Source organism: Microbacterium insulae (genome assembly GCF_042677065.1).
Lineage (GTDB): Bacteria > Actinomycetota > Actinomycetes > Actinomycetales > Microbacteriaceae > Microbacterium > Microbacterium insulae.
The window spans coordinates 948078-964266 of record NZ_JBHTII010000001.1 but is presented as its reverse complement, the minus strand read 5'-3'; the positions used below and the strand labels follow the sequence as shown (position 1 = coordinate 964266).

Annotated in this window: 14 protein-coding genes; 11 read left to right on the top strand and 3 right to left on the bottom strand. The window is 70.0% G+C overall.

Annotated elements, in window-relative coordinates; translation table 11 throughout:
- Nucleotides 1–218: 218 nt before the first annotated feature.
- Together ACFQ0P_RS04520 and ACFQ0P_RS04515 are read left to right on the top strand one after the other, a co-directional pair.
- Nucleotides 219–1049, top strand: a complete 831-nt coding sequence (locus ACFQ0P_RS04520) for an alpha/beta fold hydrolase (protein WP_204980798.1) — start codon at nt 219–221, stop codon at nt 1047–1049.
- Between the two features lie 106 nt (nt 1050–1155).
- A complete protein-coding gene (locus ACFQ0P_RS04515) occupies nt 1156–1854 on the top strand; it encodes a GntR family transcriptional regulator (protein ID WP_204980796.1) in 699 nt (232 codons plus the stop codon).
- A gap of 9 nt (nt 1855–1863) precedes the next feature.
- Here ACFQ0P_RS04515 and ACFQ0P_RS04510 read toward each other — a convergent pair whose 3' ends face one another.
- Nucleotides 1864–2442, bottom strand: coding sequence for a small multidrug efflux protein (locus ACFQ0P_RS04510; protein WP_204980795.1), 579 nt, complete (start codon nt 2440–2442; stop codon nt 1864–1866).
- Between the two features lie 225 nt (nt 2443–2667).
- On the opposite strand from ACFQ0P_RS04510, the gene ACFQ0P_RS04505 reads away from it, so the two are divergent.
- The 7 genes from ACFQ0P_RS04505 to ACFQ0P_RS04475 all read left to right on the top strand — a co-directional run bounded on the left by ACFQ0P_RS04505 (nt 2668) and on the right by ACFQ0P_RS04475 (nt 10071).
- Complete coding sequence (locus ACFQ0P_RS04505) at nt 2668–3402, top strand: MerR family transcriptional regulator (RefSeq protein WP_204980794.1); 735 nt, start codon at nt 2668–2670, stop codon at nt 3400–3402.
- Nucleotides 3399–4085 (top strand): GOLPH3/VPS74 family protein, encoded by a 687-nt coding sequence (locus ACFQ0P_RS04500; RefSeq protein WP_204980793.1) that lies wholly within the window; start codon nt 3399–3401, stop codon nt 4083–4085. Before ACFQ0P_RS04505 ends, ACFQ0P_RS04500 begins: the two co-directional genes overlap by 4 nt.
- A 152-nt stretch (nt 4086–4237) precedes the next feature.
- Entirely contained in the window at nt 4238–5857 is a 1620-nt protein-coding gene (locus tag ACFQ0P_RS04495) for a glycoside hydrolase family 6 protein (RefSeq protein WP_204980792.1), read from the top strand.
- Nucleotides 5858–5951: 94 nt separating this feature from the next.
- On the top strand, nt 5952–7001 hold the full coding sequence (locus tag ACFQ0P_RS04490; protein ID WP_204980791.1) for a lipoate--protein ligase family protein: 1050 nt from the start codon (nt 5952–5954) through the stop codon (nt 6999–7001).
- Complete coding sequence (locus tag ACFQ0P_RS04485) at nt 6998–7963, top strand: DNA-methyltransferase (protein WP_204980790.1); 966 nt, start codon at nt 6998–7000, stop codon at nt 7961–7963. Before ACFQ0P_RS04490 ends, ACFQ0P_RS04485 begins: the two co-directional genes overlap by 4 nt.
- Nucleotides 7964–7972: 9 nt before the next feature.
- Nucleotides 7973–8959: an LLM class F420-dependent oxidoreductase gene (locus ACFQ0P_RS04480; RefSeq protein ID WP_204980788.1), complete on the top strand. Its 987-nt coding sequence runs from the start codon at nt 7973–7975 to the stop codon at nt 8957–8959.
- Nucleotides 8960–9438: 479 nt separating this feature from the next.
- Nucleotides 9439–10071 carry a DUF559 domain-containing protein gene (locus tag ACFQ0P_RS04475; protein ID WP_378771474.1) on the top strand — a complete coding sequence of 211 codons (633 nt, stop codon included), beginning with the start codon at nt 9439–9441 and terminating at the stop codon, nt 10069–10071.
- A 101-nt stretch (nt 10072–10172) separates the two neighbouring features.
- On the opposite strand, the gene ACFQ0P_RS04470 is transcribed toward ACFQ0P_RS04475, so the two are convergent.
- Together ACFQ0P_RS04470 and ACFQ0P_RS04465 are read right to left on the bottom strand one after the other, a co-directional pair.
- A complete protein-coding gene (locus ACFQ0P_RS04470; RefSeq protein WP_204980784.1) occupies nt 10173–11684 on the bottom strand; it encodes a carboxylesterase/lipase family protein in 1512 nt (503 codons plus the stop codon).
- Nucleotides 11668–12318 (bottom strand): TetR/AcrR family transcriptional regulator, encoded by a 651-nt coding sequence (locus ACFQ0P_RS04465; protein WP_204980782.1) that lies wholly within the window; start codon nt 12316–12318, stop codon nt 11668–11670. Before ACFQ0P_RS04465 ends, ACFQ0P_RS04470 begins: the two co-directional genes overlap by 17 nt.
- A 103-nt stretch (nt 12319–12421) precedes the next feature.
- Here ACFQ0P_RS04465 and ACFQ0P_RS04460 point away from each other — a divergent pair, with 103 nt between their 5' ends.
- Together ACFQ0P_RS04460 and ACFQ0P_RS04455 are read left to right on the top strand one after the other, a co-directional pair.
- Nucleotides 12422–13744 carry an MFS transporter gene (locus ACFQ0P_RS04460; RefSeq protein ID WP_378771471.1) on the top strand — a complete coding sequence of 441 codons (1323 nt, stop codon included), beginning with the start codon at nt 12422–12424 and terminating at the stop codon, nt 13742–13744.
- A gap of 58 nt (nt 13745–13802) precedes the next feature.
- Nucleotides 13803–16103, top strand: a complete 2301-nt coding sequence (locus tag ACFQ0P_RS04455) for a glycoside hydrolase family 3 C-terminal domain-containing protein (RefSeq protein WP_204980780.1) — start codon at nt 13803–13805, stop codon at nt 16101–16103.
- Nucleotides 16104–16189 lie beyond the last annotated feature (86 nt).

Sequence of the window (16189 nt, the reverse complement as noted above, 5' to 3'; positions counted from 1 at the left end):
ATGCCGTCGCCCGCTGCGGGCCCCGCTCGGGTGCGGGTCGGCTGCGGCCATCATGGACCATTGAACGCCGTGCGTCAACAGCGGTGGATCCACGGGATGGTCAATAGCTCGTCAAATCGGGATATTCGGGGCATGCATTGCTAGCGGTGGATCCACCGAGGAGGTAATGTGAGATTCGGCGGCATAAGGCCGTCGCGACACCGCAAAGGAGCGTTTCCATGGCCGAGAGCCTCATGACGGTCAACGGCATCAAGCTGTACGTAGCGGACACAGGTGAGAAGGACCTGCCGGTCGTGCTCTGCCTTCACTCCCTTTTCCTCGACTCGCGCATGTTCGACGGCCTCCTCGAGTACGCCGAAGGCAAGTACCGCGTCGTTCGTCCCGACTTTCGAGGTCAGGGCCGCTCGGATCACGGTTCCGGCGAGATGATCACGATGGACCAGGACACCGACGACATGTTCGCGTTGATCGACCAGCTCGAACTGACTGACGTCAACCTGCTCGCTCAGTCGATGGGAGGCGACGTAGCCGTCCGCCTCGCAGCCCGCCGACCCGACGGCTTCCGCTCGCTCGTGATGGCCGGCTCCTCCGCGCGCAACGAACCAGACGGGCAGCGGGAGCAGTTCCTCGAGTGGATCGGGAAGGCCGGCGAGCAGGGGTTCATCAACGACAGTCTGGAAGAGACGATGGAGGTCATGTTCGGGCCGACAAGCCGCAATACCACAGACCCGAGACGTAAGGCGGCCGTAGAGCTGTGGCGAGAGCGGATCAATGTGACGCCGCGCAGTCTCTACCCGGCGATGAAGGGCGTGATCCTGCGGGAGAACGCCGTGCCGCTCCTGCCCCTGATCACCTGCCCCGCGCTCATCTTCTCGGGGGTCGAAGACACGGCCCGCCCTCCGGCCTGGGCAGAGGAGGTGGCGAACGGTATCCGCGACTCGCGCCTGGTGGTGCTCGAGGGAGTCGGTCACAGCCCCACCCTTGAGGTTCCCGAGGTTGTCTACCCGATGATCATCGACTTCTACGACACCCACAACACCGAGCGCTAGCGGCCGGTCGAGGGCTGGATTGCATGGATCCGTCCAGCCCTCGGCGGCACGGGGCACTTCGGCACCCTGCGGCGACTACTGTGGACTGACCGAAGAAGGGAGTTGCGTGAGCACGGATGCGAGCGAGGGCCTTCCGGCGTCCGCGCCATCCCACGTTGCGAGCCGGCGAGTCGCCGATCAGCTCAAAACGGCCATTCTCGAGGGGGAGTTCCTGCCGGGCTCGCGCATCTTCCAGGAGGAACTCGCCGCTCGGTTCGGCGCGAGCCGACTGCCGGTTCGTGAGGCCCTGCGCACGCTGCAGTCCGAAGGACTGGTCACCCTCCGGACCAATCACGGCGCGTGGGTGACGCGTCTGAGCATGGAGGAGTGCCTCGAGATCTATCGGATCCGCGAGCGCGTCGAGCCCATGCTGATAGCGGACAGCATGCAGCGACTGACCCCCGATGACCTGGCGGTGATCCTCGAACTGGCGCAGGCGCTGGACCAGACGAGCGACATCGGCGAGTACTTCCGGTACGACCGCCAGTTCCATCTGGAGAGTTACCGCGCCTCACGGCTCGGCTATCTTCACTCCATCGTCGAGCGCTTGTGGAACGTCACCCAGTACTACCGCAGCGCTTACACGCGGTTGGTGGACCAGAACGGATCGCGGTGGATCCTCGACTCGGAGCATCGTCTGCTCGCCGACGCCATCGAGCGCAACAACGTCGATGATGCCGTCCAGTTGATCGAGACGCACATCCGGCGGACGCGCGTGACGCTCGCCGATCACCCTGAGATCTTCGAGATCGACGCAACCGTCTGACCGTCGGGTTCAGACCCAGCCGAGCAGGTTCACCAGCCCGAGCGCTGCGGCGGCGACGAGCCCGGTCCACAGCACGATCGCGACCGCCTGCCACAGGATGACCCAGCCCTTCGAGACGCCCGAGGCGACGAAGAACGCGGCGGTCAGCTGCGTCGGCAGGGCGAGCGGTGCGAGGATGCTGGCGCCCGGCACGCCGAACCTCACGAGCCACTGGCCGAGGCGCCGGCGTCCTTTGGCTCGACGCGTCGGCTTGGCGTCGGCGACGCCTGCCTCGCCTGTCGCGACGGGCTCGTCGGCTTCGGCGACCAGCGTCGCGGTGCCGCTGTCGCGGGCGCCGGCCGCGCGGCGCGAAACCACGGACTCGCGCACGCGCGAGCTCAGCAGGACGACGATCACGACGCTGAGCAGGTTGCCCGCGGCGCCGGCGATCGCCGCCACGACGGGATTGATCCCGACGAGGATGCCGAGGGCGGCCGAGCCTTCTCCCTCGACGTACGGGATCATCCCGAGCGCGGCGACGACCAGAGGCTGCACGAGATCGGGCAGCTGACCGACGAAGTCCTGCAGGCCTTCATAGGGGTTGGACATGGGTTCCTCCTTGATCGAGGTGAGCAGATGGGGCGTCGAGTGAACGGAGCCATCCAGCAGTGAAGACCCTGTGGTCGGAACAGGGTCAAGCGCACTCAGCGACCTCACAGCGACGGCAGTGCGGCGGGGAATCCCGGAAGCATCCGCAGTGTTCGCTCAGGGACCGCCGCTTGACCGTGTGGTGGGCACATGGTCTTGACTAGGTCGTGGCGAACGGAGGAAGGCATGCCCTGGAGCACACGCGAGGTCGCCGAACTCGCCGGCACCACCGTGAACACCGTCCGGCACTACCACGCGGTCGGGCTGCTGGCCGAGCCCGAACGCTCGTCGAACGGGTACAAGCTCTACGAGGTCGCCCATCTCGTGCGGTTGCTGCAGATCCGCCGGCTGCGCGACCTGGGGGTTCCGCTCACGCAGATCGAGAGCCTGGGCGCCGGAGCAGCCTCGCCCGAGGCCGCGCTGAGGGCGATCGACGCCGACCTCGCGGCGAGCATCACACGCCTGCAGCGCGTGCGGGTCGAGATCGCCGCGATCCTCCGTGGCGCGTCGGCGAGCATGCCCGCGGGATTCGAGGAGGTCTCCTCGGCGCTGTCCGAGGCGGAGCAGTCGATGATGCTCATCTGGGCCCAGCTCTACGACGACGAGGCGATGGCCGACCTGCGTTCGATGCTCGCCGCCGAGCCGTCGGAAGCGGATGCCGAGTTCCAGAGCCTGCCCGCGGACGCGGGCGAATCCGACATCCAGCGCATCGCCGAACGCTTTGCCCCGACCTTCGAGGACCTCTTCACCCGCTACCCGTGGCTTCTCGACCCGCGGGGCCATCTGACCCATAGCCCGCAGCGCACGCAGGACACCGTCGTCGCAACCATCACCGCGCTGTACAACCCCGCGCAGCGCGAGGCCATCGCGCGCGCGAGCGTGCTCGCCGCCGAACGACTTCACCGGAAGGATGACGCATGAACGCCGACCCCGAACGCCGATCCGCGGAGCCGCTGCTCGTCGAAGACGTGCTGCTGACGCTCTTTCAGCCGAGCTCGCACACCATCGCGGGAGAGAACACCCTGTTCTACGTCCTCGGCGCGGCCGTGCTCGCCGACCTGTCGCGCGAGGGACGGCTGTCCGTCACCGAGGGGCGCCTCTCCGCCACTCTGGAGGCGGCCGGAGATCCGCCGACGGATCCGCTCCTCGAACCCGCATGGTCGTACATGGCGACCAAGCCGCGCGACGTGCAAACCGTGCTGGCCGCCGTCGGACCAGAGCTGCGGGGCCGGGTGATCGAGCGCCTGGTCGAACGGGGGCACCTGCGCGAGGAGGAGCACCGCGCCCTCGGCATCTTCGCCACCACGCGCCTCGCGCTCGCGAGCGACCGCCGAGAACAGCTGATGGACGGCGTGAAAGCCGTGCTCCTGGACGGGAAGGAGCCCGACGACCGCACCGCGACGATCATCGCGCTCATCTCGGCCAGCGGCACGCTCCCGCAGTTCGACGGCGAGATCCCGTGGGGGTCCGCCGTGCAGTCGAGAGCCGCGCAGATCGAGCACGGGGAGTGGGGGGCGGTGGCCGCGGCATCCGCTGTCACCCGCACGATGATGGCCGTCCTCGCGAACGCGGTGATCGCGGCAACCGTGCTCCCGCGGGGCTGAGACGAGGCGCCGATGCTGCGCTGACGGTTGACGAGGGCGGATGCCTCGGCCATGCTGAGGCCAGCATGCACCGTGGGAGCGCTCCCACGCTCGCATGGTGCAGCTCCCCGGACGACGACGTCCGGCGGTCGACGAAGACCAGGAGAACCCCCATGATCCAGGACTCCCCCCATCCCGGGCGCCCGGCGCCGTCCCGCCGCAGGGCGCTCGCGCTCGCCGCGGCAGCGACGCTGGCCGCCGGTCTGGCCGTGCCCCTCGCGGCGACACCGGCCGCTGCCGACGATCCCGGCCTCCCGGGATCCGAGCTGTCCCTCAACCCGTGGAGTACCACCCTCGAGGCCGCTCAGTCGCTCGGCGGACAGGCGCGCGCTGATGCCCAGCTGCTCGGCTCCGTGCCCTCGGCGGACTGGTTCACCAGCGGTACGCCCGCCGAGGTGCAGGCCGCGGTCGACGACGTGGTCTCGGCGGCCGCGGCGAAGGGCCAGATGCCCGTGCTCGTCGCCTACAACCTGCCCTTCCGCGACTGCGCGCAGTACTCCGCCGGCGGCGCGCTCGACACCGCGGCCTACGTGGCGTGGATCGACGCATTCGCGGCCGGGATCGGCGACCGCGCCGCGACCGTGATCCTCGAGCCCGACGGCCTCGGCATCATCCCTCACTACACGACGCTGGACGGTGCGCTCGAGTGGTGTCAGCCGGCCGAGCTCGACCCCGCCACGGCGGCGACCGACAGGTTCACGCAGCTCAACCACGCGGTCGACGCCTTCGGCGCGCTCGCCGCGACCTCGGTGTACCTCGACGGCACGGGATCGAGCTGGCTCAATGTCGGCGAGATCTCGGATCGCCTGCTCAAGGCCGGCGTCCAGCGTGCGGACGGGTTCTTCCTCAACGCCTCGAACTACCAGTTCACGACGAACTCGACCGCCTTCGGCACGTGGATCTCGTCGTGCATCGCGTTCGTCACCGAGAAGGGCGGCGGGTTCGCCGACTGCGGCAACCAGTACTGGAACGGCGGTCCGGCGACCGACTGGCAGGGGACGTCGATGTCGCCGTACGGAGAATGGTCCGCGGATGCCTCGGACCCCGCGCTGAACACCTCCGGCGTCGATTCGCGCTACGCATCGCAGCTGGGGGACACCGAGCCGACCACGCGCTTCGTCATCGACACGAGTCGCAACGGACTGGGTCCGTGGGCTCCGCCCGAGGGTGTCTACCCATCGCCCGAGGACTGGTGCAACCCGCCGGACCGCGGGCTCGGCCTCCGTCCCGACACGAGAACAGGCGTTGCGCTCGTGGACGCCTACCTGTGGATCAAGGTGCCGGGTGAGTCCGACGGCAAGTGCTACCGCGGCACCGCGGGACCGCTCGACCCGGCGCGCGGCATCGACGATCCCGCCGCCGGTCAGTGGTTCGTCGAGCAGGCGCGGGAGCTGATCGCGCTCGCGAACCCCCCGATCGCCCCGCTCGACTGCCACGTGAAGGTCGTCGGCACGAAGCTCGGCAAGGGATTCATCGCGGCCCTGACCGTGCGCAATAACGGCAGCAGCACGCTCAGTCCGTGGACGCTGTCGTGGACCTTCGACGCGGGCCAGAAGGTGACGAAGGTCGTCGGCGGCACGTTCACGCAGGCGGCGGCGACGGTCACCGTCACCGCGCCCAAGCTGCTCAAGGCGCTACGTCCCGGCAAGACCACGGCCCTGGTCGTCTCGGGAGTGGGACCGGCCGTCGAGCCCTGGCAGTTCCACCTCAACGGGAGGGCCTGCACCTCGTGAGGCCGGCGGTGGCGTCGGATGCCCCCCTCCGGCGTCACCGCGCCTCGGGGGTCCGCTCGGCCCGCGTGGGCACCCTCGCAATAGGCTGAGTCGCATGCACGGCGAATACAAGGTGCCCGGAGGCAAACTGGTCGTCGTCGACCTCGAGGAGCGGGACGGGCGCATCGCCGACTTCCACCTCGCGGGCGACTTCTTCCTCGAACCGGACTCCGCGCTCGACGACATCGACGCGGCCGTGGAGGGTCTGCCGATCGAGGCGGACGTGACGACGATCGCGGCCGCGGTGCGCTCGGCGCTCCCCGACGGCGCCCAGCTGCTCGGCTTCACGCCCGAGGCGGTCGGCACCGCGGTGCGGCGGGCCCTCGTCACCGCGCCCGGATGGCGCGACTTCGACTGGGAGATCGTGCACGAGCGGCCCGTCTCCCCGCGCATGAACCTGGCCCTTGACGAAGTGCTCACCGGTCGCGTCGGCGACGGCAGGCGTCGCCCGACCCTGCGGCTGTGGGAGTGGAACGAATCGGCCGTGGTCATCGGCTCGTTCCAGTCGCTGCGCAACGAGGTCGATCCCGAGGGCGCCGAGCGGCACGGCTTCGATGTCGTCCGCCGCATCTCCGGCGGGGGCGCCATGCTCATGGCGGCGAACTCGATCGTCACCTACTCGCTCTACGTTCCGGCATCCCTCGTCGCGGGCCTGACCTTCGCGGACTCGTACGCCTTCCTCGACGACTGGGTGCTGCAGGCGCTGCGCGGGCTCGGCATCGACGCCGTCTACCAGCCGCTCAACGACATCGCGTCGCCGCAGGGGAAGATCGGCGGCGCCGCGCAGAAGCGCCTGGCCAACGGGGGCGTGCTGCACCACGCCACGCTGAGCTACGACATGGACGGCCAGGTCATGACCGAAGTGCTCCGCATCGGACGCGAGAAGCTCAGCGACAAGGGCACGACCTCTGCCGCGAAGCGCGTCGACCCGCTCCGTCGCCAGACCGGCCTGCCGCGCGAGGCGATCATCGAGAAGTTCAAGGACACCTTCGCGAAGCTGTACGGCGCGGTTCCGGGCCATATCACCGAAGAGGAATACGCCGAAGCCGAGGCACTCGTCGAGTCGAAGTTCGCCACCGACGCCTGGCTGCGCCGGGTGCCGTGACCGACGCGCACGCGGTGGGCGAAGCATCCGGGTCGGTCGAGATCCACGAGGGCGACAACCTCGACGTGCTCCGCGGATTTGCCGACGGGGCCTTCACGCTGATCTACCTCGATCCGCCCTTCAACACGGGGCGAACGCAGGAGCGGGCTGTGGAGACGGCCCGGTCGACGACCGCAACTCCTCAAGATCGGGTGGCGCAGCAGGAACCCGACGCCCTGGAGGAGGCCGGCGGCCCGGATCTGAGGAGTTACGGCACGGCCCCGATCGTCCGTCGAGGGTTCCACGGGCGCGAGTACGAGCGGCTCCGCGGCGACCTGCGCGCGTACGGCGACCGGTTCGACGACTACTGGGGCTTCCTCGAGCCGCGGCTGCTCGAGGCGTGGCGCCTCCTCGCCGACGACGGCACTCTCTACCTGCACCTGGACTACCGCGAGGCGCATTACGCCAAAGTCCTCCTCGACGCCCTCGTCGGCCGCGACCGCTTCCTCAACGAGATCATCTGGGCCTACGACTACGGCGCGAAGTCCCGCCGCCGGTGGCCCACCAAGCACGACACGATCCTCGTCTACGTCAAGAACCCCGAGCGCTACTGGTTCGACTCCCAGGCCGTGGACCGGGAGCCCTACATGGCGCCAGGCCTCGTCACGCCCGAGAAGGCGGCCCGCGGAAAGCTGCCCACCGACGTCTGGTGGCACACCATCGTGCCCACCACGGGCCGGGAGAAGACCGGCTATCCCACCCAGAAGCCCGAGGGGATCCTGCGCCGCATCGTCCAGGCGTCATCCCGTCCGGGCGACCGCGTGCTCGACTTCTTCGCCGGCAGCGGCACGACCGGCGCCGTCGCATCCGCCCTCGGACGGCATGCCGTGCTCGTCGACGCCAACCCCGAGGCGATCGCCGTGATGCGGGAACGGATGCCGCACGCCACCGTGTCGGGCTCCGGCATCCGCCACGACTCCTAGGCTGGACCCATGCGCTTCGGAACCTTCATTCCCCAAGGCTGGCGATTCGACCTCGTGGACATCGAGCCCGAGGACCACTGGCGGGTGATGGCGACGCTGGCCCAGCAGGCCGACGACGGCCCGTGGGAGTCGCTGTGGGTCTACGACCACTTCCACACGACGCCCGTGGCCTCGCAGGAGGCGACACACGAGGCGTGGTCGCTCATGGCCGCCTTCGCCGCGTCGACCTCGCGGGTCCGCCTCGGCCAGATGTGCACGTGCATGGGCTACCGCAACCCCGCCTACCTCGCCAAGGTCGCCGCGACGGTCGATGCCGTGTCGGGCGGCCGGGTCGAGATGGGGATCGGCGGCGGCTGGTACGAGCACGAGTGGCGTGCCTACGGTTACGGATTCCCCGAGGTGCGCGACCGCCTCGCGATGCTGCGCGAGGGCGTCGACATCATGCACCAGGCCTGGACCACGGGCACCGCAACCCTCGACGGCAAGCACTATCAGGTCGACGGCGCCATCGTCCGGCCGCTGCCCCTCCAGGACGGCGGGATCCCGCTGTGGATCGCCGGCGGCGGCGAGAAGGTCACGCTCAAGATCGCGGCGAAGTACGCCGCGTACACGAACTTCGCCGGCTCCGTCGAGGAGTTCGACCGGAAGAGCGAGATCCTGCGCGGTCACTGCGAGACCCTCGGACGCGACTTCGGCGCGATCACGCGCTCATCGAACTTCAACACGATCGTGGGAGCGACGGAGGCCGAGGCATCCGATCGCCTCGCGGCGGTGAAGGCGCGCCTGCTGCCGCACGTGGGCCAGGAGCGCGCGGACGCCATCGAGCGCGAGTATCGCGACTCGCCCGGCTTCGGGACGCCCGAGCAGGTGGCCGAGCGACTCGCGGAGCGCGAGCGGCACGGCCTCGGGTATGCGATCCACTACTTCCCTGAAGCCGCGTACGACAGGTCGGGCGTGCAGCTCTTCGAGCGCGAGGTCATCCCGGCACTGGGGTAGGCCGGGCCCGGCGCCGCGGTGGGAGGCGCCGCGGTGGGAGGCGCCGCGGTGAAACCAGTAGGAGAAATCGGCTCTGAGTCGGTGTTCGGGTGCCGAAGGCGCGCATTTCTCCCCCCGCTTTCACCGAGGCGCGTCTCGGCCAAGTGCGGAGCTGCGGTGGGAGGCGCCCCTTCCTCCCCACCCCCACCGAGCGTGGGCGTTATCCCCGACGGTGGACATCCGCCATGCCAAGCACTTCGACGCCCTTCCATCGTCGGAGGATGTCAACCGCTTCACCCGACCGCGCCTTCCGCAGGTACGAGCTCAGACGGGAAGGATGGACCGACCGTCAACTAGCCCAGAGTGTCGCCGACGGAAGCCTCCTCCGTCCACGGGACAACTGCTACCTCCCGCCAGGAACTCACCCGGATCTCGTCGACGCCGCGAGGCTGGGCGGTCGTCTCGCGTGCGTCTCCGAGCTCCAGAGGCACGGGGTGTTCGTGCTCGAAGGAGGAGCGCTGCACGTGCACCTCCACCGCAACCGGAACACCTCCTCGTCGGTGGTGCGGCGCGTCCGTCGCCACTGGGGTCGCCTGCACCGCGCCCCTCATCCGGCAGCGGTCGCCGTCGAGTTCTTCGATGCCCTGGTCGCGGCGATCCGCTGTCAGCCCCCGCGGGCAGCGATCGCGACGCTCGACTCGGCACTCAACCTCGGGTTGCTCGATCGCGATGGTCTCGACGACGTCTTCACCGCGATGCCGCGGCGCTACCGTGTGCTCCGCGAACTCGTCGATCCGCGAGCCGAGTCCGGTCCCGAGACGCTCGTGCGGCTCATGCTCAGAATGCTCGGGGTGGACTTCGCCGTCCAGGTCACGATCGCGGGAGTCGGACGAGTCGACTTCGTCGTCGACGGGTGGCTCATCATCGAGTGCGACAGCAACGCGCACCATTCGAGCTGGGATGCGCAGCGCCGAGATCGCCGCCGGGACCAGCGTGCCGCGGCACTCGGCTACGCCACCTACAGGCCGATCGCCGAAGACATCATGTGGCAGCCAGACAGCGTCCGCGCGGCGCTCGTCGGCCTGCTCGGGATCCCGACGCGGCGCCGCCCGCGGACCAAGGGAGGTCGGTGAAACGGCGGGGAGAAGTCGACGGTAGACGGGCTCACCGGACGGAGATCGCCAAGAATCTCCCCGCGGTTTCACGCCCGCAGGCGCCCCCGCTCCGCCGCGGCTCACACCAGCGCGCGGACCTCGGCGTAGCCGTCGGGTTCGACGTCGGGGCGGGATGCCGCGCCGCCGAAGACGCGCGTCGATCCGGGGTCGCTCGACCACGCGCGCCAGCCGGGGTCGCCGTCGCGGATCAAGCCCACGGCTGCTCCGTGCAGGGCGTCGGCCAGCCTTCGGGGAGGCGCGTCACCGGCGATCGCGCCGACCCCGGGCGCGTCGAGGCAGTCGAACCAGAACGGCACGTCGAGGCAGTGCAGCGCCCAGCGCCGGGTCGGGGAGGCCCACGAGAAGCGGTACACCCAGGTGCCCGCGGCCGCCGCGGCGGTGCGGGCCTCGGCGACCCGGACGACCGTCGAGCGGAAGACGACGTCCGACACGTACCGCCCGAGCACGGCCGCGGTGCCCTTGCGGCGCTGCGCGACGTTGGCGGCGAGGTACGCGCGGCGCGTCGGGCCAAAGAGCCTCAGCCGGCCGAGCGCGAGCGCCGCCGGCACGAGGCGCAGCTTCCCGGCGGCCGAGTCGGTCACCATCGTGAACTCGTCGTCCGTCGAGCCCAGGACAAGCGGCTTGTCACCGCCGACTCCAGACCGCAGCGAGTCGACGGTCGGCTGCACGAGCAGGTCGCCGTCCACCGCCGGTCCCCACGAGAGTCCATCCTCGAGCAGTTCGGTGACGCCCGCGAGAGGATCCCGGCTCTCCGTCGTCGCGGCCGTGTGCTGCAGCTCGAGCAGGCGCTCCTCGGGCACCGAGGCGAGTCCGTCGCGCGACGGGGCGACGCCGGCGAGGTTGGCGAGGCGGGCGGTCTGCGTCCGCGACCGTTCGGGCGCCACGTCGCCGAGAGCGGCGGACAGCGCCCATGCCGAGTGGAACAGGGGCTGCGCGGCAGACATCCCGAGCAGGGTCAGCACCGCCCCGCCGCCCGCGGACTGCCCGGCGATCGTGACGCGTGCGGGGTCGCCGCCGAAGGCCGCGATGTTGTCGCGGACCCACTCGAGCGCGGCGAGCCAGTCGCGCACCCCGCGGTTCGAGGGGGCGCCGGGGACGTGCCCGAACCCGTCGAAGCCGAGGCGGTACGACACGGTCACGGTCACGACGCCGTCGCGGTTGAAAGCGCGGCCGTCGTACCACGGGCTCGCGGGCGAGCCGCTGATGTACCCGCCGCCGTGGATCCACACGAGCACCGGCAGCCCGGCCCCGGGCTCCGACCCGGGCCCCGGCGTGGGCGTGAAGACATTCACGTTCAGGGTCGCTTCGCCCGGGATCGACGGCTCGGGGATGAGCGTGTCGCCCGGGTCGCCGCGCTGCGCCGTGGGGCCGTATTCGACGGCGTCGCGCACGTCGGTCCACGGCTCGGGCGGCACGGGTGCGGCGAAGCGCAGGTCGCCGACGGGCGCCTGGGCGAACGGGATGCCGAGGAACGCCGCCGATGCGCCGCGCTCGCCGGGTGTCCCGCGCCAGAACCCGCGCACCTTGCCGGGCGCGATGGTCACGACGGGCGGTTCAGGATGCTGCGCCACGGCCGGCCTCCTCGGTGCGGGCGGTCCGCGGGTCGAGGGCGGTGAACAGCGCCTCGGTGATCGCCGCCATGTCGATGTCGGGTTCGAGCATCCACTGCACCTGGAGTCCGTCCGCAACGGCCTGGAAGATGCGCGCCAGGACAGCGGGGTCGACCGCGCGGGTGAGCTCGCCGGCAGCTTGACGGGCCGCGAGTGACTCGGCGAAGGCCTCGCGCAGGGTCCGGCCGCGTTCGACGAAGTAGGCGTGGGCGGCGTGGTCGGGGTCGGCCGCGTCGACGGAGAGGCGGGCGAACAGCTGGACCAGGCCGGGCACGTCGGCGTTGTGCCGGATGACTGCGACGAAGCCCTTCTCGACGTCTCCCCGCACAACGGAGCCGTCGTCCGCGTAGAGACCGAATCCGGCGGAGTCGACCTCGTCGCGTTTGCGGAGGATCGCGGTGAACAGCTCTTCCTTGCTGTCGAAGTAGTGCAGGAGGCCCGCCTGGCTCAAGCCGACCGCGTCGGCGAGCTCTTTCACCGAGGCCCCCCGGTAACCCTCGCGCGCGATGACATCGAGGGCGCGTTCGAGGATCTCCTCGCGCTTGGCGATTCCCTTCGCGTACGAGCCCCGGCGTTCGGTGCCGCTCCGTGTCATGAAGCAAGTAAACCCGAACGATGCTTGATATCTCAAAACCAAATGCCATATGGTTTTGTCCACCACTCGATGCCGAGCTGCCTCCCACTGGATTGGAACGCCCATGACGATGCCGTCAGATCCCTTCGTCGCCCCCGAGCCGACACCGGCGCCCGCGGCGCCCATGACTGAGAACACCTTCGTCGCGACCGCGGCCGGCAACGACGATCCACCTCCGCCTCGCCGCGGGCTCGGGCGCCTCCTCGCGTGGATCATTCCGGCGAACTTCGGCGTCTTCCTGATCTGGGGAGCCGTCCCGGGCATCCTGCTGCCGCAGCAGATCACCGTGGTGCTCGGCGAGGCCGACAAGGTGGCCAACCTCGCGATCGTCGCGACCATCGGCGCCTTCGCGGCCATGGTCGCCCAGCCCATTGCCGGCCAGATCTCGGACCGCACGCGCTCGCGCTTCGGCCGGAGGGCGCCGTGGATGGTCCTCGGCGCGCTGGCGGGCGGCCTTTCGCTCATCGGTCTCGCCTTCGCGGACTCCCTCGTCGGCTTGGTCCTGGCATGGATCCTCGTGCAGATCAGCTATAACTTCGCGCAGGGTCCGCTCTCGGCCGTGCTGCCGGACCGCGTACCCCTGTCGCGACGCGGGCTGTTCGCCGCGCTGTCCGGCATCGGCCTCATGGTCGGCGCGATCGGCGGGCAGGTCATCGGCTCGTTCTTCTTCCAGAGCCTGACCGCCGGGTACGTCACGTTCGCCGTCGTGGCATTCGCGATCATGGTCGTGTTCAACCTGGCCAACCCGGACTATCCCAGCACGCAGCTCCGGCCCGAGCCGTTCAAGCTCGGCGACTTCCTGCGCACCTTCTGGGTCAATCCGGTCAAGCACCCCGACTTCTTCTGGGCGTTCACGGGCCGCCTGCTCCTGTACACCGGGTACTTCGCCGTGACGGGATACCAGCTCTTCCTGCTGACCGACTACTTCGGAGTCGAGAATCCCGAGACGGTGATCCCCCTCCTGGGCCTGATCAGCCTCGCCGGCATCCTCATCGCGACAGTCGTGTCCGGCCCGCTCTCGGACCGTTTCGGACGGCGCAAGCCCTTCGTCTTCGCCTCAGCGGCGATCACGGGACTCGCGCTCGCGCTGCCGTGGTTCTGGCCGGACCTCACCGCCTGGATGATCATGACCTTCGTCGCCGGGCTCGGGTTCGGCATGTTCCAGGCCGTCGACACCGCCCTCATCAGCGAGGTGCTGCCCTCCGCCAAGTCGTTCGCGAAGGACCTCGGCGTCGTGAACATCGCCGCCACCCTGCCGCAGACCCTCGCGCCCGGCGTCGCCGGTGCGATCGTCCTCGCGTTCGGCTACGCCGGCCTCTTCCCCGTCGGCATCGTGCTGAGCATCCTGGGCGCCTTCGCGGTGTGGCCGATCCGTTCCACGCGATGACGACGACGGATGCCGCGGCATCCCCGACACCTTCCCACCCGACGAGAAAGCTGCTGAGATGACCGACGTGAACACGACCCCCGCACTGATCATCCCCGACGTGAGCGAGCTCACGCTCGAGGAGAAGGCCTCGCTCACGAGCGGAGCCAGCTTCTGGTACACCAAACCCGTCGAGCGCGCGGGCGTGCCCGCCATCATGGTCACCGACGGCCCGCACGGCCTGCGCAAGCAGCGCGAGGGCGGCGATCACCTCGGCATCGGGGACAGCGTGCCGGCGACCTGCTTTCCGCCCGCAGTCGGCCTCGGCTCCTCGTGGGACGTCGACCTCGTCCACCGCGTCGGTGAGGCGCTGGGCGCTGAGACCTCGATCGAGAACGTCGCGGTGCTCCTCGGACCCGGGATTAACATCAAGCGTTCGCCGCTGTGCGGACGAAACTTCGAGTACCTGTCGGAGGACCCGATCGTGTCCGGCGTGCTCGGCGCGGCCATCGTGCGAGGAATCCAATCAAAGGGAGTGGGGACCTCGCTCAAGCACTTCGCGGCGAACAACCAGGAGAACGACCGCATGCGGTCGAGCTCGGATGTCGACCCGCGCCCGCTGCGGGAGATCTACCTGCGCGGATTCCAGCGCGTCATCGAGGACGCCCAGCCCTGGACGGTGATGTGCTCCTACAACCGCATCAACGGCGTGTACGCGTCGGAGGACCCGTGGCTGCTCACGCAGGTGCTGCGTGACGAGTGGGGCTTCGAGGGCCTCGTCGTGTCGGACTGGGGCGCCGTGAACGAGCGCGTCCCGGGCCTCGCCGCCGGCATGGACCTCGAGATGCCGTCGTCGAACGGCGTCACCGACGCGCAGATCGTCGCCGCCGTGAGGGACGGCTCACTCGACGAGTCCGTGCTGGACACCGCCGCCGGTCGCGTGCTCGACCTCGTGCGCAAGGCGACGGACGGGGCCGGCCGGGTGTCCGGACCCCTCGACGTCGACGCGCACCACGCGCTGGCGCGCGAGGCCGCCGGTCGCTCGATCGTGCTGCTCAAGAACGAGGGCGGTCTGCTGCCCCTGGCGAAGGATGCCGCGCTCGCCGTGATCGGGGAGTTCGCCGACAAGCCCCGCTATCAGGGTGCGGGATCGTCCATGATCGACCCGACGCGCCTCGACAGCGCGCTCGACGGCATCCGCGACCTCGCGGCGGGCGAGGTCGTCTACGCCCGCGGATTCAGCAACGCCGTCGATGCGGCGGCGGACGAGGCCGAAGCGCTGCGCGCGGAGGCGGTGGCCGCGGCATCCCGCGCCGACGTCGCCGTGGTGTTCCTCGGGCTTCCGGCCCGCCTGGAGTCCGAGGGCTACGACCGCGAGGACATCGACCTGCCGGCGGAGCAGCTCGCGGTGCTCGACGCCGTTCTCGCCGTCAACCCCCGCACCGTGGTCGTGCTGTCGAACGGCGGCGTGGTCGCGCTGCCGTTCGCCGAGCGCGTCCCCGCGATCCTCGAGGGCTGGCTGCTCGGTCAGGCCGGAGGCGGCGCCACCGCCGACGTGCTGTTCGGCGACGTCAACCCCTCCGCGAAGCTGACCGAGACCATCCCGCTGCGCCTCGAGGACACCCCGGCGTTCCTCGACTTCCCGGGCGAGTTCTCGCACGTGCGCTACGGCGAGGGCCTGTTCGTGGGATACCGCTGGTACGACGCGCGCCGCACCGAGGCGGCCTTCCCGTTCGGCCACGGCCTGTCCTACACGACGTTCTCGTACGGGGATGCCGCGGCCGCCGTCGGTGAGGACGGCGACCTCCGCGTGACCGTGCCCGTCACCAACACCGGCGATCGCGCGGGACGCGAGATCGTGCAGGTCTACACGTCGCTGCCGGGTGGAACGGTGCAGCGCCCGGTGCGGGAGCTCAAGGCGTTCGCCTCCGCGGCCCTCGAGCCGGGCGAGACGCAGACCGTCACCCTCACCGTGCGCCGCAAGGACCTCGCGTACTGGGACATCCGCCTTGACGCGTGGGTGGTCGAGGGCGGCGAGTACGTCGTCGACGTGGCGGCATCGAGCCGCGACATCCGCTCCACCGTCGCCGTGCAGGTCGACGGCGACGCCGTCCGGCTGCCGCTGTCGCGCGCGTCGTCGATCGGCGAGGTCATGGCGCACCCCGTCGTCGGCCCGATGGTGCAGGCCGCGATCGCGCAGATGATGGGCGCGATGGACGGCGTCGCCGACATCATGCCCGATGGTGTGGATGCCTCGAAGATGATGGAGTCGTTCCCCATCGGCCGCGCCGGCATGTTCGCCGCGGGCGACTCGAACGGCGCGATCAACCCCGAGATGATCGACGGCCTCATCGCGATGGGCAACGCCCCGCAGGACTGAGATGGAACGGATGCCCCGGCACCGTCCGGTCGCGCGGCGGACGGGAGGGGGACAGGCGGCGTTCACCTGCGCGTCGCCGAGCCTCA

Coding starts and splice junctions, on each gene's coding strand:
- ACFQ0P_RS04520 (WP_204980798.1), top strand. CDS start 219: ATGGCCGAGAGCCTCATGACGGTCAACGGCATCAAGCTGTACGTAGCG.
- ACFQ0P_RS04510 (WP_204980795.1), bottom strand. CDS start 2,442: ATGTCCAACCCCTATGAAGGCCTGCAGGACTTCGTCGGTCAGCTGCCC.
- ACFQ0P_RS04505 (WP_204980794.1), top strand. CDS start 2,668: ATGCCCTGGAGCACACGCGAGGTCGCCGAACTCGCCGGCACCACCGTG.
- ACFQ0P_RS04500 (WP_204980793.1), top strand. CDS start 3,399: ATGAACGCCGACCCCGAACGCCGATCCGCGGAGCCGCTGCTCGTCGAA.
- ACFQ0P_RS04495 (WP_204980792.1), top strand. CDS start 4,238: ATGATCCAGGACTCCCCCCATCCCGGGCGCCCGGCGCCGTCCCGCCGC.
- ACFQ0P_RS04490 (WP_204980791.1), top strand. CDS start 5,952: ATGCACGGCGAATACAAGGTGCCCGGAGGCAAACTGGTCGTCGTCGAC.
- ACFQ0P_RS04480 (WP_204980788.1), top strand. CDS start 7,973: ATGCGCTTCGGAACCTTCATTCCCCAAGGCTGGCGATTCGACCTCGTG.
- ACFQ0P_RS04465 (WP_204980782.1), bottom strand. CDS start 12,318: ATGACACGGAGCGGCACCGAACGCCGGGGCTCGTACGCGAAGGGAATC.
- ACFQ0P_RS04460 (WP_378771471.1), top strand. CDS start 12,422: ATGACGATGCCGTCAGATCCCTTCGTCGCCCCCGAGCCGACACCGGCG.
- ACFQ0P_RS04455 (WP_204980780.1), top strand. CDS start 13,803: ATGACCGACGTGAACACGACCCCCGCACTGATCATCCCCGACGTGAGC.